Consider the following 20,610-nt stretch of genomic DNA (forward strand, 5'->3'; position numbering starts at 1 on the left):
TCAGCGACCGCCGGGCTGCACCTGGCCGTTCACGGTCAGCGTGTACGGCGCGTACTGCTGGACCAGCTCGGTGGAGTCGTCGTAGCTGACGACGGCCACGATCTGCTTGGCCGGGAGCAGCTTCAGCATCGACCAGTGGTCGAGCTTGATCGAGCTGCGGCCGTCCGAGGACACCTGCGCGACGTACGGGACCTTGCCGGGCCGGATGCCGACCAGCTTGACGTGCCAGTTCTCGACCGGCGTCGGACGGATCTGCGTCGGCGAGCGGAACTCACCGAGGTTGGAGCCGTCACTGATCGTCGTGCCGCCGACGGCCACGTTGTCGACCTTCAGGCCGCCCTCGTTCACGCCGCCGTCCGAGATGTAGCGGAACGCCAGCAGGATCTCCTGGCCGGCATACGCCGACAGGTCGAACGTGTGCTTCTCGAAGCCGTCGGTCGCGCCGTTGAGCGCCGGACCCTGGGGCCCGTCGACCGTCTTGTCGCCGGCGATCGACGTGTACGTGGCGCCGCCGTCGGTCGAGACCTGGACGTAGCCGTAGTCGTAGCCCTCCTCGGCGCCGTACTTGGCGTCGAAGGTGAGCGTCGCGTTCGTCGCCGGGACGGCCACCGTCCTCACGGCCGAGACGTCCAGGCTGTTGGCGTCGCCCGAGAACAGCACCGCGTCGCCGGGGCGATCGGGGTCGTCGGTGACCGACGTCCACCGCAGCGGCAGCTGCGGCAGCGTCTTGGCACCCTCGAAGGTGGCGCTGCGCAGACTCGCGCCCGTGACCGGCTTGCCCTTGACCGTCAGCGGCACGTAGTCGGCGCCGTTGGGCGCGGCGCCCGGAGTCGCGTACGCGGCCGGGTTGGCCAGGTTCACGGTCGAGCGCAGGCTCGGCGTCGTGACCTTCGAGCGCGCGACGCCCACCACGAGCGACTTCTTCGCGTCACCGAGGATCTTGTCCAGCAGGGTCATCGACTGGAAGTCGTGGAAGACCTTGCGGAACTCGGCACCCTCGGCCTCGAGCTGCTTCTCGATGCCGGCGATGCCCTGGTCCTCACCATCGCGGTGCAGCGCGGAGATGAAGTCCTGCCCGTACTTGTCGTACAGGTAGAGCATCAGCTGGTAGGCGTGGCCGTAGTCGGCCAGGACGCCCGAGGACGTGTTGCCCTCGTCCCAGAGGTTGAAGGAGTTCTCGGGACCCCCGCAGTCGCGCGGGGTCGTGTTGTACGGCGTCTTCACGGTGCCGAAGCCCTGGAAGCAGTAGAGGTGACTGTCGCCGCCCGGATCCTCGACCGTGGCGTTGCCGTCCACGTAGCCGACGAGCGTCTGCGCGAAGTCGGACAGGCCCTCGTTCACGGCGGTCGACTCGTTCGGGTCGGTGTAGTACTGCAGCAGGTGCTGGTACTCGTGCGCGAACGTGCCCTCGTAGAGGCGCGGGCGAGCCGGGCGGCTCGTGCAGAGGTCATCGGTCGACTCGTCCACCGGGGCGGCACCGGTGCGGTGCTCCCAGTCGTACGCGTCGATCGTCATGACGTTGCGGTCCATGTACTCGTTGTAGGCCGAGGAGAAGAACCCGGCGATGTACGTCGGCGCCTCCGGGAAGTCGTAGAAGTTGTCGTCGCGGACGTTGTCGACGAGGGTCACGATCTTCTCGCCGTCGCCGGTGAAGTCGCCGTCGATCAGGGCGTTGGACCCGTCACGCTCGGGCGCGACGCTGAACGCCTCGGACTCCTTGGGGTAGATGTTCGTGTCGAACTCCTGGACGAGGCCCGCGACCTGCGCGTCGGTCACGACCGTGGCCTCGGCGCCACGGCAGTCGCCGGCGGGGAACGCGATGTCGTTGGCGACCCAGACCTCGATGTGGTCGCCGTCGCCACGTAGCGTGTACTCCTTGTAGTACGACCCGCCCTGGATGTCGTCGAGCGCGAGCCACTCACGCACCGTGCCCACCGGCGGGGTCTCACCCGGCGCGGCGCGGCGGCTCTGCGTGCGGTTGCCGCGGTACTCCTTCGGCGCCTGCACCTTCTTGCCCTCGACCGTGAGGTCCTTGAGGTCGGACTGGGGATCGACCGGACGCGGGTCAGCGGCCTTGGCGGACGGCGGCGCGGCGGTGGCGGTGGTGCCGACGAGCGCCGGCCCCGAGAGCGCCGATGCCGCGAGAACCGCGGACAGGGCGAGTGGCTTCCAAGAGATCTTCACGATCCACCTCTTCTGGCGCCCGTCCCCCCGGACACACACGCCGCACCCTGATGGCGCGGTGGCTGGGCACCGGAAGTCATACAACTCCTCCGGGCCGCCGTGAGCAATGGGGCCGCAGTTACAACTGCACTACGTCGCCGGCGCGCACGAGGCTGTAGTCGCCCGTGTAGGTGGTGCGCAGGTCGGCCTCGACCTCGTCGCGATCGGTCCACGGCGGGATGTGGGTCAGCAGCAGCCGGCCCACCCCGGCGTCCGTCGCGATGCGCCCGGCCTCGGCACCCGTCAGGTGCAGATCCGGCGGGTTGTCGGCCGACTCGACGAACGACGCCTCGCACAAGAAGACGTCCGCGCCGGCGGCGAACCGCGTCAGCGCGGGATCGAAGCCGGTGTCGCCGGAGTAGACGAGGGACCGGCCCTCGCACTCGAGCCGGATCGCGTACGCCTCGACCGGGTGCGGGGTGCGCATGGCACGCATCGTGAACGGTCCGACCGTGGTCTCGAACCCGTCGACGACATCGCGGAACTCGAACGGCAGCGTCATGCCGTTGGGAGCCGTCGTGCCGTAGGCGTTGGACAACTGCCAGTCGGTGCCCACGGGCGCGTACACCGGGAGTCGCGGCGGGCGGCCCGCCGGGTGGTACTTGCGCACGACGTAGAGCCCGCTCATGTCGAAGCAGTGGTCGGGATGCAGGTGGGACAGGCTGATCGCGTCGATGTCGCGCAGGTCGATGAAGTCCTGCAGCGGTCCCAGCGCGCCCGACCCGAGGTCGAGGAGCATCCGGAACGTGCGTCCCTCGAACGGCGCCTCGACCAGGTAGCAGCTGGCCGCGGAGTCCGGTCCGGGGAAGGAGCCGGAGCACCCGACGATCGTGAGCCTCACACCGTTACCGAGACGAACTGGTCGACCGACTCGATCTCGGGGCCGAGGAATCGGCGGCCCAGATCGGCGAACTCCGCCGGATGGCCGGTCGTGAGGAAGCGGTGCATCGGCGCCGGCAGGGCCGGGTCGCGCTCGAGATCGTGCGAGGCCAGCAGACGATAGACGTCCTTGGCCGTCTCCTCCGCGCTCGACACGAGCGTCACCGTATCGCCCATGACGTACGACAGCACGCCCGTCAGCAGCGGATAGTGCGTGCAGCCCAGCACGAGGGTGTCGACGCCCGCGTCCTGCAACGGACCGAGGTAGTCCTCGGCGACGGCGAGCAGCTCGGGGCCGCCGGTGACGCCGGCCTCGACAAACTCGACGAAACGGGGGCAGGTCTGGGTGTGCAGCTCGATCCCCGGGTTCGCGGCGAAGGCGTCGTCGTAGGCGCCCGAGGTGGCCGTGGCCTCGGTGCAGATCACGCCGACCCTGCCATTGCGCGTGGCGTTCACGGCGCGGCGGGTCGCCGGCAGGATGACCTCGACGACCGGCACGTCGTAGCGCTCGCGGGCGTCACGCAGGACGGCGGCGCTGGCGGAGTTGCACGCGATGACCAACGCCTTGACGCCCTGGGCGACGAGGTGGTCGAGGCACTCGAGCGCGTACTCGCGCACCTGGGAGATCGGCTTCGGACCGTACGGCTGCCGCGCCGTGTCTCCGAGGTAGAGGATCGGCTCGTGCGGCAGCTGGTCGAGCACCGCGCGGGCCACGGTCAGGCCTCCGAAGCCCGAGTCGAAGATGCCGATGGGTGCGTCGCTCACACGTCAGAGGGTAGACACCTCGGGCCCACAAAGTGCAGTCCACCCGGTGTTAGTCCGGTCTCGTGGCGCCCTCCCCGCGGGAAGTGTGGGCAGCGACACCCCGCGCCACGAGAACGCGGCGCCCGGAACCGCGCTGGGGCAGGATGTCCCCATGAGTGACGTACCTCACTTCGGCGGCGACTTCCTCTGGGGCGTCTCGACGGCCTCCTACCAGATCGAGGGCGCCGTGGACGCCGACGGACGCGGGCCGTCGATCTGGGACCAGTTCAGCCACACGCCGGGGCGCACGCTCGGTGGCGACACCGGCGACGCCGCCTGTGAGCACTACCGGCGGTACGGCGACGACGTCGCGCTCATGGCCGACCTGGGCGTGGATGCGTACCGCTTCTCGATCGCGTGGCCGCGCATCCAGCCCGACGGCTCGGGCGTCGAGTCACGCGGCCTGGACTTCTACGACCGGCTCGTCGACACCCTGCTCGAGCACGGCATCGAGCCCAGCGCCACGCTGTTCCACTGGGACTCGCCGCTCGCGCTCGAAGCCGCGGGCGGCTGGGAGAACCGCGCGATCACCGACGCGTTCGCGAACTACGCCCACGTCGTGGGCGAGCGGCTGGCCGACCGCGTCACCCGCTGGTTCACGCTCAACGAGACCGTCATCTTCACGCTGCTGGGCCACGGCATCGGCGTCCACGCGCCGGGCAAGGAGCTCGGGTTCGACGCGATGCAGGTCGCCTGGCACCAGCTGCTGGCCCACGGCAAGGCGGTGCAGGCCCTGCGCGCCGCAGGCGCCACGCTCGTCGGGCCGGCCAACAACCACACGCAGGTGCGTCCGATCGACGACTCCCCCGAGACGCTCGACGCCGCCGCGCTGTTCGACCTGGTCTACAACCGCGCCTTCCTCGACCCGATCCTGACGGGGACGTGGCCGCTGGCCGGGATCGTCGACCCGGTCGTCGAGGACGCAGACCTGGCGATCATCAGCGAGCCGGTCGACTTCCTGGGCATCAACTCGTACAACCCGCAGTACATCGCGGCGGCACCGCCGGGCTCTGCCGTCCCGTTCGACATGGTCACCCCGGAGGGCCTGGAGTACAACGACTTCGGCTGGCCGATCCTCCCCGACGGCTTCACGCAGATGCTCGTGGACCTGCGCGAGCGCTACGGCGACGCGCTGCCGCCGATCCTCATCACCGAGAACGGCGGAGCCTTCAACGAGGAGCCGGACGCCGGCGGACGCGTGCGGGACCAGCGCCGCATCGACTACACGGCGGCCCACCTGGCCGCACTGCACGAGGCGATGGACGCGGGCGTCGACGTGCGCGGCTACTTCCACTGGTCGTTCATGGACAACTTCGAGTGGGCCGAGGGCTACTCCCAGCGCTTCGGGCTGACGTACGTCGACTACGACACCCAGGAGCGGATCCCCAAGGACTCCTTCCACTGGTACCGGCAGCTGATCGCGGCGCAGAAGGGTCGACGGTGAGCACACCCGTCGAACGCCTGGCACCGGTTCGGCTGCCATGGCTGCTCTCGGTGGGACTGGTCAATCTCGGCACGTACGTCGCCTTCTTCGGCCCGTTGGCGGTCCTGCTGCCCCAGCAGACCGAGGCGATCGTCGGCGACAACAAGGAGACCGCGCTGGCGGTCGTCACGGGCATCGGCGCCGTGATCTCGATGGTGGCCAATCCCCTGTTCGGAGCGCTGTCCGACCGCACGCAGGGTCGCTTCGGCCGGCGCGTCCCGTGGGTCACTGCGGGGTCCGTGGTGGGCGCCGTGGGCCTGACGATCCTGGCGGGCGCGACCGCGTTCTGGCAGGTCGTCGTGGGCTGGTGCCTGGTCCAGGCCTCGGTCAACGCCGCACTGGCGGCGATCACGGCCACGGTGCCCGATCGCGTCCCCGTGGCCCAGCGCGCCTGGGCCGGCGGGCTGGTCGGGCTCGGTCAGACTCTCGGGATCCTGGTGGGTGCGGGACTGGCGATCGCCTTCGGCGGGACGCGCGGCGGCTACCTGGCGTGCATGGTCTTCCTGCTGCTGAGCGCGGTGCCCTACCTCGCGCGGAGCCACGACGAGCCGATCGTCGAGCGACCGGTCTTCGTGCTCGGGTCGTTCGTGCGATCGTTCTGGATCTCGCCCGCCCAGAGTCCCGACTTCGCCTGGGCGTGGCTGACCCGCTTCGTCGTCAATCTCGGCAACGGGATCGCGACGCTGTACCTGCTGTACTTCCTGACCGACGCCGTGCGCGTGGACGATCCCGAGGGCGGCGTCTTCGTCGTCATCGCGCTCAACTCCGTGGTGGTCGCGATCTCGGCGGTGCTGGCCGGGCGGTGGTCCGACCACGTCGAGCGCCGCAAGGTCTTCGTGATCTGGGCGGGCGTCATCATGGCCGCCGCGGCGCTGATGCTGGCGTTCTGGCAGACCTGGCCCGGAGTGCTCGTGGCCGCCGTGGTGCTGGGCATCGGGTTCGGCGCGTTCCTGGCGGTCGACCTGGCGATCATCACCGAGGTCCTGCCAGACGAGGACGGCTTCGCCAAGGACTTGGGCGTCATCAACATCGCGAACGCGCTGCCGCAGGTGATCGCCCCCGTGCTGGCCGCGCCGATCGTGCTCTGGCTGGGCGGCTACACGACGCTGTACGTGACGGCGGGGGTCATCGGGCTGGTCGGCGCGGTGGCCGTCGTCCGGATCCGCGGCGTGCGCTGACCGCCCCCTCCCCCACTTTTGGAAACGGATCCACGTCAAGACGACTCAACGACGTGGATCCGTTTCCAAAAGTGGAGAGAGAGAGAGAGAGGGCCGGGGCTCAGGCGACGGAGAGCGTGACCTCGATGTTGCCGCGGGTCGCGTTCGAGTACGGGCACACCTGGTGCGCGGCCTCGACGAGCTTCTGGGCCTCCTCGCGGCTGGCCTTCGGCAGGGTCACCTCGAGGGCGACGGCCAGGCCGAAGCCACCCTCGCCGTTGTCACCGATCGAGACGTCGGCGACCACCTCGGAGTCGGAGACGTCCGCGCCGGACTTCTGGCCGACCAGGCGCAGGGCCGAGTGGAAGCAGGCGGCGTAGCCGGCGGCGAACAGCTGCTCGGGGTTGGTGGCACCCCCGGGTCCGCCCATCTCCTGCGGCGTGCGGACATCGGTGGACAGGATGCCGTCGACGGACTCGACGTGGCCGTTGCGGCCGTCTCCGGTGGCAACGGCGCTGGCGGTGTAGAGAGGCTTCATGTCCCCAACACTATTGCGCGCAATTCAATCGAGCAACAGATAGAATGGCGACGTGGACGACTACCCGCAGCTCGCACTCGACCGACAGCTCTGCCTGCCCCTCTACGCCGCCTCGCGCGCCGTGACGCGGCGGTACACCGAGCTGCTCGCCGAGGTCGGCCTGACGTACCCGCAGTACCTGTGCCTGCTGGCGCTGTGGGACGCCGATGAGCCGCTCAGTGTGGGTGAGCTGGGCGCCCGGCTGCACCTGGACTCCGGAACCCTCACTCCCCTGCTCAAGCGCCTGGCGGCTGCGGGCCTCGTCACCCGATCGCGCGACGAGGCCGACGAGCGACGAGTGCTGGTGTCGGTCACCGACCAGGGCTGGGCGCTGCGGCCGCGCGTCGCGGACGTCCCCCTGCGGCTGGCGCAGGGCATGGGACTGGAGCAGGCCGACGGCGACGCCCTGCGGAGCCTGCTCGACCATCTGCTGGCCGAGCTGGAGCACTGACGCAGAGGTCAGAGCGGCAGCTTGGGCTGCGGCGGGGCGTGCGCCGGATCGACGCCGTCGAAGAGGCTGGAGACGGACTCACCGGCGTGGATGCGGGCGATCGCCTCGGCGAACAGCGGGGCCACCGAGCGGACCTTGAGCTCGGGCCAGTCGGCCGGCGCGGGAACCGTGTCGGTGGTGACGACCTCCGTGATGGCCGGGTGCGAGCGCAGCCGCTCGACCGCCTTGCCGGCGAACAGGCCGTGGGTGCAGGCCACGGAGGCCTCGGTGACGCCGAACTCCTTGAGCTTGTCCATCAGCTCGATGATCGAGCCGCCCGTGGCGATCTCGTCGTCGAGCACGATCGCGCGCTTGCCCGCGACGTCGCCGACGATCGTGTCGATCACGACCTTGTCATCGGCCTTGCGCTGCTTGCTGCCGGCCGCGACGGGCAGGCCGAGCAGGCGGGCGAACTGCGAGGCCGTCTTGGCGTTGCCGAAGTCCGGCGAGACGACGATCGCGTTCGAGAGGTCCTGCGCCCGGTAGTGGTCGGCGAGCTCGCCCAAGGCGGTCAGGTGGTCGACCGGCACCGAGAAGAAGCCGTGCACCTGGGGCGCGTGCAGCGTCATCGTGACGACGCGGTTCACGCCGGCGGTGGCCAGCAGGTCGGCGACCAGCTTGCCGCCGATCGAGATGCGCGAGGCGTCCTTCTTGTCCGAGCGCGCGTAGGCGTAGTGCGGGATCACGACCGTGACCGAGGCCGCCGAGGCCCCGCGGGCCGCGTCGACCATGAGCAGCAGCTCCATCAGGTGGTCCTGCGTCGGGGGCACCAGCGGCTGGACGATGTAGACGTCTCGCTGGCGACAGTTCGCCAGCAACTGCACCTGCAGGCAGTCGTTGCTGAAGCGCGTCGTCTCCGAACGGCTCAGGGGCACGCCGAGATGACTGCAGATCTCCTCGGCGAGGGCGCGGTGGGCACTTCCCGAGAAGACCACGATGTCACTCACGAATCGAAGGCTAACGGGTCGCGGCGAGCCATGAACAGGTCATGCCCAGAGCTGACCCTCGAGGCGGTCCTCCGCCTCGTCGATCGTGCCCTCGTACGCCCCCGTCGACAGGTACTTCCAGCCGGCATCGGCCACGACGAACGCGATGTCGGCGCGCTCGCCGGCCTTGACCGCCTTGGCGGCCTGCGCCAGAGCCGCGTGCAGGATCGCGCCGGTCGAGATGCCGGCGAAGACGCCCTCGCGGTCGATCAGCTCGCGCACGCGGCGCACCGCGTCACGCGGCCCGACCGAGAACCGTGAATCGATCAGGGACGCGTCGTACAGCTCGGGAACGAAGCCCTCGTCGATGTTGCGCAGCCCGTAGACCAGCTCGCCGTAGCGCGGCTCGGCGGCGATGATGCGGACGCTGGGCCGGTGCTCGCGGAAGAACCGCCCGACGCCCATGAGGGTGCCGGTGGTGCCCAGCCCTCCGACGAAGTGCGTGATCTCGGGCAGGTCCGCGAACAGCTCGGGCGCCGTGCCGCGGTAGTGCGCCTCGGCGTTGGCGGGGTTGCCGTACTGGTAGAGCATCACCCAGTCGGGGTGCTCCGCCGCGAGACCCTTGGCCACGCGCACCGCCTCGTTGGACCCGCCGGCGGCCGGCGAGCTGATGATCTCGGCCCCGAACATCGTCAGCAGCTGACGCCGCTCGATCGACGTGTTCTCGGGCATGACGCAGATCAGCTGGTAACCGCGCTGACGCGCGACCATCGCCAGCGAGATGCCGGTGTTGCCGCTGGTCGGCTCGAGGATCGTGCAGCCGGGAGTCAGCGACCCGTCGGCCTCGGCGGCCAGGATCATCGACAGCGCCGCGCGGTCCTTGATCGAGCCGGTGGGGTTGCGGTCCTCGAGCTTGGCCCACAGCCGCACGTCGTCACTCGGCGACAGGTTCGGCAGTCCGACCAGCGGCGTGTGACCGACCGAGTCGACGAGCGAGTCGTAGCGCATGCTCAGGCAGCGCCGCCCGCGACCGCGGGCAGGATGACGACGGTGTCGCCCTCGGAGAGCGCGGTCTCGAGACCACCGGTGAAGCGGACGTCCTCGTCGTTGACGTAGACGTTGACGAAGCGGCGCAGCTGGCCGTCCTCGAGGAGGCGCTCCTTGAGGCCCTCGTGGTTCGACTCCAGATCGTCGATCAGGGCGGACAGGGTGGCGCCGTCGGCGTCGACGGCGCGCTCACCCCCGGTGTAGGGGCGCAGGATCGTGGGGATGCGGACCTCGACGGCCATCAGTTGTCACCTTCGGTTCGGGGGGCTGCCTCGGCGGCAGTCGTGCTGTCTTCGGTGTAACGATCCACGACGCGAACTTCTTCCTCGGTGATCTCACCGTCGACGATCCGGTAGGACCGGAAGTCGACCGGCCCGGCCTCGTGGGCGCCGTCGCGGGTGGACACGAGCACGTAGTGGGCGCCGGGCTCGCCGGCGAGGTTGACGTCGGTGCGCGACGGGTAGGCCTCGGTGGCCGTGTGCGAGTGGTAGATGACGACGGGCTCCTCGTCGTTGTCGTCCATCTCGCGGTAGAGCCTCAGCAGGTCGCCGGAGTCGAACTCGTAGAACGTGGGCGACATCGCGGCGTTGAGCATCGGAATCAGCCGCTCGGGGCGGTCGGACCCGATCGGCCCGGCGATGACGCCACAAGCCTCGTCGGGGTGGTCGCGGCGTGCGTGGGCGACGATCGCCTCGACGTGCTCGCGCAGGATGGTCAACACAGTGCCCCAGTCTATCGAGCAGGGCCCGCGGCCCCTCGACCCATCCGCTGGACGGACGGGTCAGGCGACGTTGACCAGGGTCTCCTGGACGTAGCCGAGCCAGTCGAAGACGTCGCCCATCGCCAGCGTGGCCTCGTCGTCGGACTCGGCGAGGCGCTCGGCGTCCTCCTCGGTCTCGATCCCCAGCCGCACGGCCAGGGCGATCCGGATGTCAGTGAGCGCTCGCAGCCAGGCCATGACCTGCGGCTCGTCGAGCTCGACCTCGACGTGCTTGGCGCCGACGTCGAGACCGCCGTCCTCGAGGCTCTCGATGACGACGTGGGCGTTGGCGACCTTGCCCGACGACAGGGACTGCTCGGTGAAGCGACGGAACTCCGCGGACTCCTGCGGGTCGTCGCGGTAGGCATCGGGCAGCAGCCGGGCCAGCACCGGATCCTCGGGAGGCAGGGCCGGCCCGGTCATCCCGATCATCTGCGCCAGCGGGTCGGGCTCGGACTCGCTGGGGCCGTTGCGGTCCTGCAGCAGCTCGACGACCTGGCTGGCGAGGTTCACCAGGAGCTGGGCCTCGTTGAGCTCGAAGGTCGCGGTGACGGTGCCGCGGCGGCGACGGCGGAAGGGCTTCATGCGTCGCTCCGCTCGAGGGTCGCCCACAGGCCGTACTCGTGCATCGCCTGGACGTGGCGCTCCTGCTCCTCGCGGCGCCCGCTGGAGACGACGGCGCGGCCTTCCTCGTGGACGGCGAGCATCAGCTGGTGCGCCTTCTCCTCGGTGTAGCCGAAGTAGGTCCGGAAGACGAACGCCACGTACGACATCAGGTTCACCGGGTCGTTCCAGACGATCGTCACCCACGGGTCCTCGAGCTGGATGACGAGGTCGGCCTCCGGCTGCTCGGTCTCGACGGGGGTGGGGGTGCTCACGCCACCATTGTGCCTGCCCGGGTCCGGCGCACGAAGGTCACCGTGGACCTACGCTGAGTCCATGGTGTCGACCGCGCTGCTCACCGACCACTACGAGCTGACGATGCTCCAGGCCACGCTGGCCGACGGCACCGCCGAACGGCGCAGCGTGTTCGAGGTGTTCGGGCGCCGGTTCCACGGTGGACGTCGGTTCGGCGTGGTGGCGGGCACCGGCCGGGTCCTGGACGCGCTGGCCGACTTCCGCTTCGATCCCGCCGAGATCGAGTTCCTGCGCTCGGCGCGCGTCGTCGACGAGGCGACCTGCGACTGGCTCGCCGACTACCGCTTCACGGGTGACATCTGGGGCTACCCCGAGGGCGAGCTGTGGTTCCCGGGCTCGCCGGTCCTGCGGATCGACTCGACGTTCGGCGAGGGCGTCATCCTCGAGACGCTGATCCTGTCGATCCTCAACCACGACTCGGCCATCGCCTCGGCCGCGGCGCGGATGACCCTGGCCGCCGGCGACCGCCCGTGCATCGAGATGGGCACCCGGCGCACGCACGAGGAGGCGGCCGTCGCGTCGGCGCGAGCCGCGTACATCTGCGGCTTCGCCGCCACCTCGAACCTCGAGGCCGGCCGCCGGTACGCGATCCCGACCGCGGGCACCGCCGCCCACGCCTTCACGCTCGTCCACGACACCGAGCGCGACGCCTTCGCCTCGCAGGTCGCGTCGCTCGGCGCCGAGACGACCCTGCTGGTCGACACGTACGACACGCCCCAGGGCGTCGCCACCGCGATCGAGGTCGGCGGCGCGACGCTGGGCGGCGTGCGCCTGGACTCCGGCGATCTGGGCGACGTCGCCCGCACCACCCGCGCCCAGCTGGACGCCGCAGGCAACACCGACACCAAGATCACCGTGACGAGCGATCTGGACGAGTACGCCATCGCCGCGCTGGCCGCCGCTCCGGTCGACGGCTACGGCGTCGGCACCTCGCTGGTCACCGGCTCGGGCTCCCCCACCAGCGGCTTCGTCTACAAGCTCGTCGCGCGCGAGTCGAGCGACGGCACGATGCTCGGCGTCGCCAAGAAGAGCAAGGACAAGGCGTCGGTCGGCGGCCGCAAGACGGCGCTGCGTCGGCTGAACCACAAGGGCGTCGCCGAGGCCGAGGTCATCGGCATCGACATCACGCCGCGCGACGACGGTGACGACCGCGAGCTGATGGTCCCACTCGTCGAACAGGGCAAGCGCGTCCACGACGCGACCCTGCACGATGCCCGCGAGCGACTGCAGGCATCCCTGGGCGAACTGCCCGCCGCCGCGAGGCGCCTCTCGAAAGGCGACCCCGCCATCCCGACCATCTTCGAGGAGGGCTGAGATGAGCGGTCCACGCACGTTGCTCGTCGTCGACGTCCAGAACGACTTCTGTGAGGGCGGCTCGCTGGCCGTCACGGGCGGCTCGGCGGTCGCCGACGCCGTCGCCGAGCTCATCGCCCGGCAGGACTACGACCTGGTGATCGCGACCCGTGACCACCACATCGACCCGGGCTCCCACTTCAGCCACGAGCCGGACTTCGTCGACTCCTGGCCGCCGCACTGCGTCGTGGGCACGCCCGGCGCCGACCTGCACCCGGCCCTGAGCGACGACCTGTTCGCCGCGATCTTCGACAAGGGCGAGTACGAGGCCGCCTACTCCGGCTTCGAGGGCCGGAACGCCGACGGGCATGCCCTGGCCGACTTCCTGCGCGGCCGAGACGTCACGGAGATCGCGGTGTGCGGCATCGCCACGGACTACTGCGTGCGAGCCACCGCCCTGGACGCCGCGGGCGAGGGCTTCAAGGTCACCGTGCTGGGTGACCTGACCGCCGCCGTGGCGCCGGACAGTCTCAACCGGGTGCAGCAGGAGTGGGCCGCGGCGGGCATCAGCACCGTCACGGCCTCCTGACCCCGGCTCAGCCGACGAGCAGCTCCAGCGTCCGCACGCGGCCCGGCGTCGTGCGCGGGTCGGCGCCGCGGCGGGCCGACGCGACCGGGTGCAGCATGACCTCGTCGACGTCGAACTCCGCGGCCAGCGCCTCGAGCTCCTTGCGGGCGGTGTCGGGATCGCCGACCACCATGCGGGCCAGTCCGGAGTCCACGAGCGACTCCATGCCCGGATCGAGCTCGAGCTGCTCGGCGTCCTCGACCAGGTCGATCGGCAGCAGGGACTTGCCGGTCTGGAGGCGGGCCATGTTCTGCAGGTTCGGCAGCGCCAGTGCGGTCGCCTCGTCGGCCGTCTCGGCGACGACGATGTTCGCCGTCAGGAACGTGGTGGGGCGCTCACAGATGTCGCTGGGCTGGAACTCCGAGCGGTAGACAGCCAGGGCCTCCGCCGTGCCCCGGCCAGCGAAGTGGTGTGCGAAGACGTAGGGCAGGCCCTTGGCGGCGGCCAGATGGGCCGAGTACATCGAGGACCCGAGCAGCCACAGCTGCGGCGCGCTGACGGCAGCGGGCGTGGCCTTGAGGATGTACTGCTGGTTCGGGATCGGCACCCGCACGCCACGGCCGTCCATCAGGGCTGCGACGTCGTCGAGGTACTGCGGGAACTTGGCGATGTCGGAGTCGTCACGGCCCGCGGCGCCGCGCAGGGCCCACGAGGTGACGGGGTCCGAGCCCGGGGCGCGACCGATGCCCAGATCGATGCGGCCGGGGAAAGCGGCCTCCAGGATGGCGAACTGCTCGGCGACGGCGAGCGGGGCGTGGTTGGGCAGCATCACGCCACCCGAGCCGACCCGGATGCGCTCGGTCGCGGCGGCCAGGAGCGCGATCAGGACCGGCGGCGACGCGGCCGCGACGGCCGGCATGTTGTGATGCTCGGCGACCCAGTACCGCTCGAAGCCGAGCCGGTCGGCCGTGCGGGCCAGGTCGGTGGCCGCGGCGACGGCGTCTCCCGTCGTCTGGTCGGTGCGAACAGGGACGAGATCCAGGACCGAGAACTTCATACCGGTCTCAACGACACCGAGCGCGTGAGGATTCCCGCGCGCTAGCGTCGGAGGATGCGCGAAGCATTCGGAGCGACGTTCACCGGACCCGAGGGCTACCTGAACACGCCCGCCTACGGACTGCCGCCGAAGGTCACCGTCGACGCCGTCGAGCGGGTCCACCGCGGCTGGGCCGCGGGCACCGTCACGGGCGCGGACTTCGATGCCGACATCGCGGCGGGCCGGGAGGCCTTCGCCCGCATCGCCGGGGTCCCGGTCGCGTCGGTGACGATGGGCGCGTCGGTCGCGGCCCTGCTGGGACCGGTGGCCTCCTGCCTGAACGACGGCGCCAGCGTGCTGGTCCCCGAGGGCGAGTTCACCTCCGTGAGCTTCCCCTTCGCGGCGCACCACGGGCGTGACGTCACCGTCACGGAGGTGCCGCTGGATCGCCTGGTCGAGGCCGCGCCCGATCACGACGTCGTCGCCGTCTCCACCGTGCAGTCCGCCGACGGAGCCCGGGTGGACCTCGCGGCGCTGCGCGCGGCGACGGAGGGGTCCGACACGATCGTGATCCTCGACGCGACGCAGCAGCTCGGATGGCTGAGCCTCGACCTCGCCTGGGCCGATGTCGTCGTGAGCTCGACCTACAAGTGGCTGCTGAGCCCGACCGGGATCGCGTGGGCGGCCTACTCGGACCGTCTCCTGGCCCGGATCGTGCCGCACCACGCGAACCGCTATGCCGGCGGTGCGCCGTGGGATACGACCTACGGCCTGCCGCTGCGGCTGACCGACGACGCCCGCCGGTTCGACATCTCCCCCGCGTGGTTCCCGGTCGTCGGCGCCGCCGCGAGCCTGACGTGGATCGCGTCCCTGGACATCGACGCGGTCACCGCGCATTGTCTCGGACTGGCCGACCGGGCCCGAACCGCTCTGGGGCTGACGCCGGGAGCGTCTCCGATCGTCTCGATCCCGATCGAGCACGCGGCGATCCGGCTCCAGGAGGCCGGCCTGCGCGCCTCGGTGCGTCAGGGGGCGGCGCGGGTCGGCTTCGCCCTCTACAACACCGAGGACGACCTCGATCGCGTCGTCGAGGCCCTGAATGCGTGATGCCCGGTCCCGCGGGGAAGGCTGCAGGACCGGGCATCACTCCCATGTGGAACCCTGAGTTGTACGTTTGCACAGTTTCTGTGAAAAGGCGAGCCCCTAGGTGCCCAAGTTCTCTATGAGGAAACCGCCCGGATAGCTGCGGATCCGCCGAGAGTCCCGCACGCTGCGCGGCGTCCGGCGCTCCGGGAACAGACGAACGACGCGCCCGCGCAGACGCAGCGCGCCGTGGGACGCGCGCTCGAACCAGGCCGGCGGGTGGTCGTACCCGAACGCCGTCCGCAGGTGCGGGTCCATGATCGCCACACTGAAACGGCGCACCACCGGCGCCAGCGGCCGCGGGTAGAACGTGGTCAGCAACGCCAGCGTCGCGTCGGCCACCGCGCGCGACTTCGGGTCGAAGACGAAGTGCACGGCCTCGTAGTCGTCGAGCAGCCGCTCGAACCCGGCCAGGTCCCGCGGCAGGTCGCGGATGCCCATCAGCCGGCCCAGGCGCAGGTAGTAGGCGACGCCCGCGGTGTCCTCGACGGACGTCGTGCGGCGCCAGCCGTACCGGTTGATCCACCGGTTCGGCATGACGACGAAGGTCGCCAGCACGTACCGCAGGTCGTCGTTGCTGATGTCGTAGCGGCCGTGCATCTGGTTCATCCGCCGGACGGCGGACCGGCCCGGCTCGCTCTCCAGCCCCTGCTCGACCATCTCCGCCAGCAGCAGTGCGGTGTCGTCGTGACGGCGCTGGGTGTCGGTCGTGAACTGGCCGGTGTCGTACAGCAGGCGCCCGATGGACGGCACGGCGTACGTGCGGAAGAGCGCGAAGCTCAGGGCCTGCTCGAGGTCCCACGGGAAGTCGTACTGGCCGAAGAGCCGCACGATCTCCTCGTAGTCGGCCTCGGGGTCCAGGCCGGCCGACCGGACGCGACGGCTCATGCCGGCACCACGACGCGCGCGGCGACGAAGTCGATGATGTCCGAGACCGCCTGCTCCGCCCCCGGCACGACGCCCGGCAGGCTGAGGAAGCCGTGCACCGTCCCGGCGTACTCGCGATAGCGCACGGGCACCCCGGCCCGTCTCAATGCCTCGCGGTAGTGGACGCCGTTGTCCAGCAACGGGTCGTGGTCGGCCGTGAGGATGAACGCCGGCGGCAGCCCGTCGAACGAGGTGGCCCGCAGCGGCGAGGCGCGCGGGTCCGTCGTGCCGTACGCGTCGCCGAGGTACAGGTGCGCGAACGCGCTCATGTTCTTCGACGTCAGGACCGCCTCGTCGGGCATCCGCAGCTCCGAGGCGAACGTCTCGTACATCTCCACCGCCGGGTAGATGAGCACCTGCGCCCGCAGGTGCGGCCCGCCCTCATTGACCGAGCGCTGGGCCGCGACGGCGGCCAGGTTGCCGCCGGCGCTGTCACCCATGACGGCCATCCGGTCGACGTCGAGTCCCAGCGCGTCGGCCCGGTCGGCGATCCAGCCGAGGGCCTCCCACGTGTCGTCGACGGCCGCCGGAAACGGATGCTCCGGCGAGAGCCGGTAGGACGGCGAGACGACCGTCGCACCGCTGCCCGCCGCCACCCGGGAGGCGAGCCAGGCGGACTGTTCGGGCCTGCCCTGCACCCAGCCGCCGCCGTGGTAGTTCACGATGACCGGCCGCTTCCCTCCGACTCCGGTCGGCCGGTGGACCACGGCGCGCAGGGTGCGCCCCCGCAGCGGGATCTCGATCTCCTCGGCCCGAGCACGCCGGTCGGGAGCGCCGAAGACGATGCGGCCCGGCAGGGTCTGGCCCAGCCGGACACGCTCGGCGCGCAGCTTCGCGTGGTCCGTGGCCTCCTCGACGGGCGTGGCGAGGCGTTGCAGGACGGTGGCGAAGATCTTCGTGCGCAGTGGCAGTGGGGCACTCACGCGGTCAGCCTAGGGCTTGGCTGTGACCGGGGACACACCCTGAGTACTTTCGTCCGAGGCGCGGATCAACCCGAGGCGCGCAGCGCCCAGTCGCGCAGCACGTCGATGCGGTGCTGGAGCTGGGCCGTGGTGGCCTGGGCGGCCGGCGGTCCGCCGCACTCCTGCCGGAGTCGGTTGTGCGTGACGCCGTGGGGCGTGCCCGTGCGGTGGTGCCACGCCGCGACGAGGGAGTTCAGCTGGCGGCGCAGCTCGGCGCGACGCTCGTACTCGACATCGGCCTCGGCCCGCGCGGGCGCCTCGGCGCGCTTGCGGTTGCGGGCGCCACGCAGCAGCTCGGCCACCTGGTCGCGCTCGAGCAGGCCCGGGATGCCGAGGAAGTCGAGCTCGTCGCTGTCGCCGGCGACCATCTCGTAGTCGATCGGCGAGAACTCGTCGCCGTCGTAGACCACCCGGTCGAACGAGGCCTCACTGCCGATCGCGGCGTACTGGTTGCCCAGCTCGTCGCTGGCGCCCTCGGACGCGTTGGCGCGGGCGATCAGCGCCTCCTCGGCGGCGAACAGGTCGCCCTCGTCGTGGACGGGCCGGCCGATCACGTGGTCGCGCTCGGCCTCGAGGTCGGCGGCCAGCTTGAGCAGTCCCGGGACGCTGGGCAGGAACACCGAGGCGGTCTCGCCGCGGCGACGGGCACGGACGAAGCGGCCCACGGCCTGCGCGAAGAACAGCGGGGTGGCGATCGTGGTGGCGTAGACACCGACGGCCAGGCGCGGGACGTCGACGCCCTCACTGACCATGCGGACCGCGACCATCCACGGGTCGTTGCCGGCCGCGAACTCGGCGATGCGGGCGCTCGAGCCGGTCTCGTCGGAGAGCACGAGGGTCGGCGCCTGCCCGGTCAGCTCCTTGAGCACCGAGGCGTAGGCACGTGCCGACGTCTGGTCGCTGGCGATCACGAGGCCGCCGGCGTCATGGATGTCGCGGCGCACCTCGATCAGGCGCTTGTGCGCGGCCTCGAGCACGGCGGGAACCCATGAGCCCGTCGGATCGAGCGCGGTGCGCAGGGCCTGGGCGGTCTGGTCGCGGGTGAGCGGCTCGCCGAGTCGGGCCGAGACCTCGTCACCGGCGCTGGTGCGCCACTGCATCTCACCGGAGTACGCCATGAACAGCACCGGCCGGACGACGCCCTCCTTGAGGGCCTCCCCGTACCCGTAGGCATAGTCGGCGACGCTCGAGATCGACCCGTCCCCGACCGGCGCGTACGTGACGAACGGGATCGGGTTGTCGTCGGAGCGGAACGGCGTGCCGGTCAGCGACAGACGGCGGATGGCCGGCTCGCAGGCCTCCAGCACGGCCTCGCCCCAGCTGAGGGCGTCGCCGGCGTGGTGGACCTCGTCCAGGATCACGAAGGTGCGGCTGCGCTCGATGCGCACGCGGTGGCCGACCGGGTTGGTGGCCAGGCCCGCGTAGGTGACGCAGTAGCCGTCGAAACGGGCGCCGAGCGCCCCGTTGAGGCTGGGCTCGAGCGCGATGCCGGAGCGGGCGGCGGCCTGGGCCCACTGGGTCTTGAGGTGCTCGGTCGGGGTGACGACCACGACGCGCTCGACGATGCGGCGGTGCAGCAGATCGGCGGCGATCGTCAGAGCGAAGGTGGTCTTGCCCGCGCCGGGCGTGGCGACCGTGAGGAAGTCAGCGGGCTGCGTGCGGACGTACTGCTCGAACGCCTCACGCTGCCAGGCCCGCAGTGGCAGGCCGGCACTCACTGGTCGGAGTCACTCCCGGAGCCCTCGTCGTCGCCGGGCTTGAAGTTCTCCCAGATGTCCTTGCACTCGGGGCAGACCGGGAAGCGCTGCGGGTCGCGACTGGGGACCCACACCTTGCCGCACAGGGCGACGACGGGCGTGCCCATGACCATCGCCTCGGTCAGCTTGTCCTTCGGGACGTAGTGGCTGAAGCGCTCGTGATCGCCGTTGTCGAGGCGTTGTTCCGTGCGCTCGTCTGAAACGGTCTGGGCACCGCGGCCGAAGAATCCCACGCCCCCATCCTAGGCGACGGACCCGACGAGTTCGGCCGGTCCTCGCAGACGATCTCAGTTCAGGCCGGGATCATCGGGAAGGTTCGCCCAGAACCGCACCTCGCCGCGCTGGCGCCGGAGCACCTCGTTCCAGAGCAGCTCGGGAATCGGCGAGATCAGGTCGCCGTCCTGCGCGGGCAGCACGAGCCACGCCCCCGCCTCGATCTCGGCCTCGAGCTGCTCGGGCGACCACCCGGCGTACCCGGCGAAGACCCGCAGGCCGAGCAGCTCGCCGCCGGCCGGCGGGGGTCCGTCGAGGTCGACCAGCCCGACGCGACCGGCCGTCTGGCGCCATCCGACGGGACGGACCGACACGTCGGTGACGACTCCCACGGCCAGCGCCGAGTCCATCCCGACCGGCCCGCCCTCGAACAGGCGGCCCGGCGCGTTGGCGACCTCGCCCCAGTCGGGCAGCACCTCGTCGACGTCCGATTCCATGGGGCGGTTGACGATCACGCCCAGCGCGCCGTCCTCGTCGTGGTCCAGGACGTACACGACGCTGCGCCAGAAGGGCCCCGCCTCGATCGCCGACGTGGCGACCAGCAACTGGCCGCGTACCGATGCCATACCCCCATAGTGCCTGACGCGGGCCGGTCCTGATCTAGACTGCCGCTCATGGCCGACGCCGAGCGCGACGAGGAGTTCACCGTCGACGTACTCGCCGAGCGGGCCGGGATGACGGTGCGCAACGTCCGCGCGTACTCCACGCGAGGCCTGATCGACCCGCCCCGGCTCGAGGGTCGCACCGGCTACTACACCCAGAAGCACCTGCAGCGGCTCGTCCTGATCCGCACGCTGCTGGGCCGCGGCTTCACGCTCGCCGCGATCGAGGACGCGATCCTGAAGTCCCCCTCGACGGCCTCGAACGTGGCCCTGGACCTCATCAGCATCTTCGAGGTCGAGGACGACGAGGACCCGACCGAGCTGATCGGGCGGGCCGAGCTGGCGTCGCTCTCGGGCGTGGGGCCCGACCACGAGCTGCTCGACCGCATGACCGAGTTGGGCCTGCTGGAGAAGGTCGACGAGGACACGATCCGCATGCTCGAGCCGGGCGTCGTCCGGCCCGGCGCGGCCGCCGTGGCGATCGGACTCAGCCCCGACAGCGTCGTCGACATCGTCCCGCACATGCGCGAGCACCTCGAGCAGGTCTCGGACCGCTTCGTCCACCACGTCACGCGTGACGTGGTCCAGCCGTTCCTCGACGCGGGCCTGCCCCAGGAGGAGTGGCCCGTCGTGTTCGAGAAGATCGACCGGCTGATCCCCATCGCCAGCCAGGTCGTCGTCTCGATGTTCCGCAGCGTGCTGCGTCAGGCCATCGAGACCGAGATCGGCCACAAGCTGGAGGAGTTGGCCGGGGGCGACCAGCCGTCCTCCTGACGCGCGACCAG

General features: G+C 70.7%; 23 protein-coding genes. 7 read left to right on the forward strand and 16 right to left on the reverse strand.

What is annotated here, in order from left to right; all coding sequences use genetic code 11:
* From NP095_RS11865 to murI, 3 genes are all read right to left on the reverse strand, one after another.
* Complete coding sequence (locus NP095_RS11865) at positions 1–2,184, reverse strand: choice-of-anchor J domain-containing protein (protein WP_232418687.1); 2,184 nt, start codon at positions 2,182–2,184, stop codon at positions 1–3.
* 118 nt (positions 2,185–2,302) lie between these two features.
* Complete coding sequence (locus NP095_RS11870) at positions 2,303–3,064, reverse strand: MBL fold metallo-hydrolase (RefSeq protein ID WP_232418686.1); 762 nt, start codon at positions 3,062–3,064, stop codon at positions 2,303–2,305.
* Complete coding sequence (gene murI / locus NP095_RS11875) at positions 3,061–3,867, reverse strand: glutamate racemase (RefSeq protein WP_232418685.1); 807 nt, start codon at positions 3,865–3,867, stop codon at positions 3,061–3,063. Before murI ends, NP095_RS11870 begins: the two co-directional genes overlap by 4 nt.
* 151 nt (positions 3,868–4,018) lie before the next feature.
* Between murI and NP095_RS11880 the strand changes: the two genes are divergently transcribed.
* Entirely contained in the window at positions 4,019–5,350 is a 1,332-nt protein-coding gene (locus tag NP095_RS11880) for a GH1 family beta-glucosidase (RefSeq protein WP_232418684.1), read from the forward strand.
* Positions 5,347–6,567, forward strand: coding sequence for an MFS transporter (locus NP095_RS11885; RefSeq protein WP_232418683.1), 1,221 nt, complete (start codon positions 5,347–5,349; stop codon positions 6,565–6,567). The genes NP095_RS11880 and NP095_RS11885 overlap by 4 nt, the downstream gene beginning before the upstream one ends.
* A 100-nt stretch (positions 6,568–6,667) precedes the next feature.
* On the opposite strand, the gene NP095_RS11890 is transcribed toward NP095_RS11885, so the two are convergent.
* Entirely contained in the window at positions 6,668–7,084 is a 417-nt protein-coding gene (locus tag NP095_RS11890; protein ID WP_187769265.1) for an organic hydroperoxide resistance protein, read from the reverse strand.
* A 52-nt stretch (positions 7,085–7,136) separates the two neighbouring features.
* On the opposite strand from NP095_RS11890, the gene NP095_RS11895 reads away from it, so the two are divergent.
* Positions 7,137–7,574: a MarR family winged helix-turn-helix transcriptional regulator gene (locus NP095_RS11895; RefSeq protein ID WP_232418682.1), complete on the forward strand. Its 438-nt coding sequence runs from the start codon at positions 7,137–7,139 to the stop codon at positions 7,572–7,574.
* Between the two features lie 8 nt (positions 7,575–7,582).
* Here NP095_RS11895 and NP095_RS11900 read toward each other — a convergent pair whose 3' ends face one another.
* The 6 genes from NP095_RS11900 to clpS are packed head-to-tail and all read right to left on the reverse strand — an operon-like array spanning position 7,583 to position 11,224.
* Positions 7,583–8,560 carry a ribose-phosphate diphosphokinase gene (locus NP095_RS11900; RefSeq protein WP_232418681.1) on the reverse strand — a complete coding sequence of 326 codons (978 nt, stop codon included), beginning with the start codon at positions 8,558–8,560 and terminating at the stop codon, positions 7,583–7,585.
* A gap of 39 nt (positions 8,561–8,599) precedes the next feature.
* On the reverse strand, positions 8,600–9,547 hold the full coding sequence (locus NP095_RS11905) for a PLP-dependent cysteine synthase family protein (RefSeq protein WP_232418680.1): 948 nt from the start codon (positions 9,545–9,547) through the stop codon (positions 8,600–8,602).
* Between the two features lie 2 nt (positions 9,548–9,549).
* Complete coding sequence (locus NP095_RS11910) at positions 9,550–9,828, reverse strand: MoaD family protein (protein ID WP_232418679.1); 279 nt, start codon at positions 9,826–9,828, stop codon at positions 9,550–9,552.
* Positions 9,828–10,307 (reverse strand): Mov34/MPN/PAD-1 family protein, encoded by a 480-nt coding sequence (locus tag NP095_RS11915; RefSeq protein ID WP_187411502.1) that lies wholly within the window; start codon positions 10,305–10,307, stop codon positions 9,828–9,830. The genes NP095_RS11910 and NP095_RS11915 overlap by 1 nt, the downstream gene beginning before the upstream one ends.
* Positions 10,308–10,367: 60 nt before the next feature.
* The gene (locus NP095_RS11920) at positions 10,368–10,931 is read right to left on the reverse strand and encodes a DUF2017 domain-containing protein (protein WP_232418678.1); all 564 of its coding nucleotides are present in this window, start codon (positions 10,929–10,931) and stop codon (positions 10,368–10,370) included.
* Positions 10,928–11,224, reverse strand: a complete 297-nt coding sequence (clpS, locus tag NP095_RS11925) for an ATP-dependent Clp protease adapter ClpS (RefSeq protein ID WP_232418677.1) — start codon at positions 11,222–11,224, stop codon at positions 10,928–10,930. Before clpS ends, NP095_RS11920 begins: the two co-directional genes overlap by 4 nt.
* Positions 11,225–11,285: 61 nt before the next feature.
* Here clpS and NP095_RS11930 point away from each other — a divergent pair, with 61 nt between their 5' ends.
* Entirely contained in the window at positions 11,286–12,578 is a 1,293-nt protein-coding gene (locus NP095_RS11930; protein ID WP_232418676.1) for a nicotinate phosphoribosyltransferase, read from the forward strand.
* Position 12,579: 1 nt separating this feature from the next.
* The gene (locus NP095_RS11935; protein ID WP_232418675.1) at positions 12,580–13,146 is read left to right on the forward strand and encodes an isochorismatase family protein; all 567 of its coding nucleotides are present in this window, start codon (positions 12,580–12,582) and stop codon (positions 13,144–13,146) included.
* A gap of 7 nt (positions 13,147–13,153) precedes the next feature.
* Here the strand turns inward: NP095_RS11935 and NP095_RS11940 are convergent, their stop codons facing one another.
* Positions 13,154–14,182, reverse strand: a complete 1,029-nt coding sequence (locus NP095_RS11940) for an LLM class flavin-dependent oxidoreductase (protein WP_232418674.1) — start codon at positions 14,180–14,182, stop codon at positions 13,154–13,156.
* A 54-nt stretch (positions 14,183–14,236) separates the two neighbouring features.
* On the opposite strand from NP095_RS11940, the gene NP095_RS11945 reads away from it, so the two are divergent.
* A complete protein-coding gene (locus tag NP095_RS11945) occupies positions 14,237–15,268 on the forward strand; it encodes an aminotransferase class V-fold PLP-dependent enzyme (RefSeq protein WP_232418673.1) in 1,032 nt (343 codons plus the stop codon).
* A 96-nt stretch (positions 15,269–15,364) separates the two neighbouring features.
* On the opposite strand, the gene NP095_RS11950 is transcribed toward NP095_RS11945, so the two are convergent.
* The 5 genes from NP095_RS11950 to NP095_RS11970 all read right to left on the reverse strand — a co-directional run bounded on the left by NP095_RS11950 (position 15,365) and on the right by NP095_RS11970 (position 19,789).
* Positions 15,365–16,192 carry an oxygenase MpaB family protein gene (locus NP095_RS11950; RefSeq protein ID WP_232418672.1) on the reverse strand — a complete coding sequence of 276 codons (828 nt, stop codon included), beginning with the start codon at positions 16,190–16,192 and terminating at the stop codon, positions 15,365–15,367.
* Positions 16,189–17,154, reverse strand: coding sequence for an alpha/beta hydrolase (locus NP095_RS11955; protein ID WP_232418671.1), 966 nt, complete (start codon positions 17,152–17,154; stop codon positions 16,189–16,191). The genes NP095_RS11950 and NP095_RS11955 overlap by 4 nt, the downstream gene beginning before the upstream one ends.
* A gap of 65 nt (positions 17,155–17,219) precedes the next feature.
* Positions 17,220–18,911 (reverse strand): DEAD/DEAH box helicase, encoded by a 1,692-nt coding sequence (locus tag NP095_RS11960; RefSeq protein ID WP_232418670.1) that lies wholly within the window; start codon positions 18,909–18,911, stop codon positions 17,220–17,222.
* Positions 18,908–19,183, reverse strand: a complete 276-nt coding sequence (locus tag NP095_RS11965; protein ID WP_187411506.1) for a DUF3039 domain-containing protein — start codon at positions 19,181–19,183, stop codon at positions 18,908–18,910. The genes NP095_RS11960 and NP095_RS11965 overlap by 4 nt, the downstream gene beginning before the upstream one ends.
* Positions 19,184–19,237: 54 nt before the next feature.
* Complete coding sequence (locus tag NP095_RS11970; RefSeq protein WP_232418669.1) at positions 19,238–19,789, reverse strand: YqgE/AlgH family protein; 552 nt, start codon at positions 19,787–19,789, stop codon at positions 19,238–19,240.
* A gap of 48 nt (positions 19,790–19,837) precedes the next feature.
* Between NP095_RS11970 and NP095_RS11975 the strand changes: the two genes are divergently transcribed.
* Positions 19,838–20,599, forward strand: a complete 762-nt coding sequence (locus NP095_RS11975) for a MerR family transcriptional regulator (protein ID WP_232418668.1) — start codon at positions 19,838–19,840, stop codon at positions 20,597–20,599.
* Positions 20,600–20,610: the final 11 nt, after the last annotated feature.

Origin of the sequence: Aeromicrobium duanguangcaii (assembly GCF_024508295.1) — a bacterium.
In the GTDB taxonomy this organism is placed as follows: Bacteria; Actinomycetota; Actinomycetes; order Propionibacteriales; family Nocardioidaceae; genus Aeromicrobium; species Aeromicrobium duanguangcaii.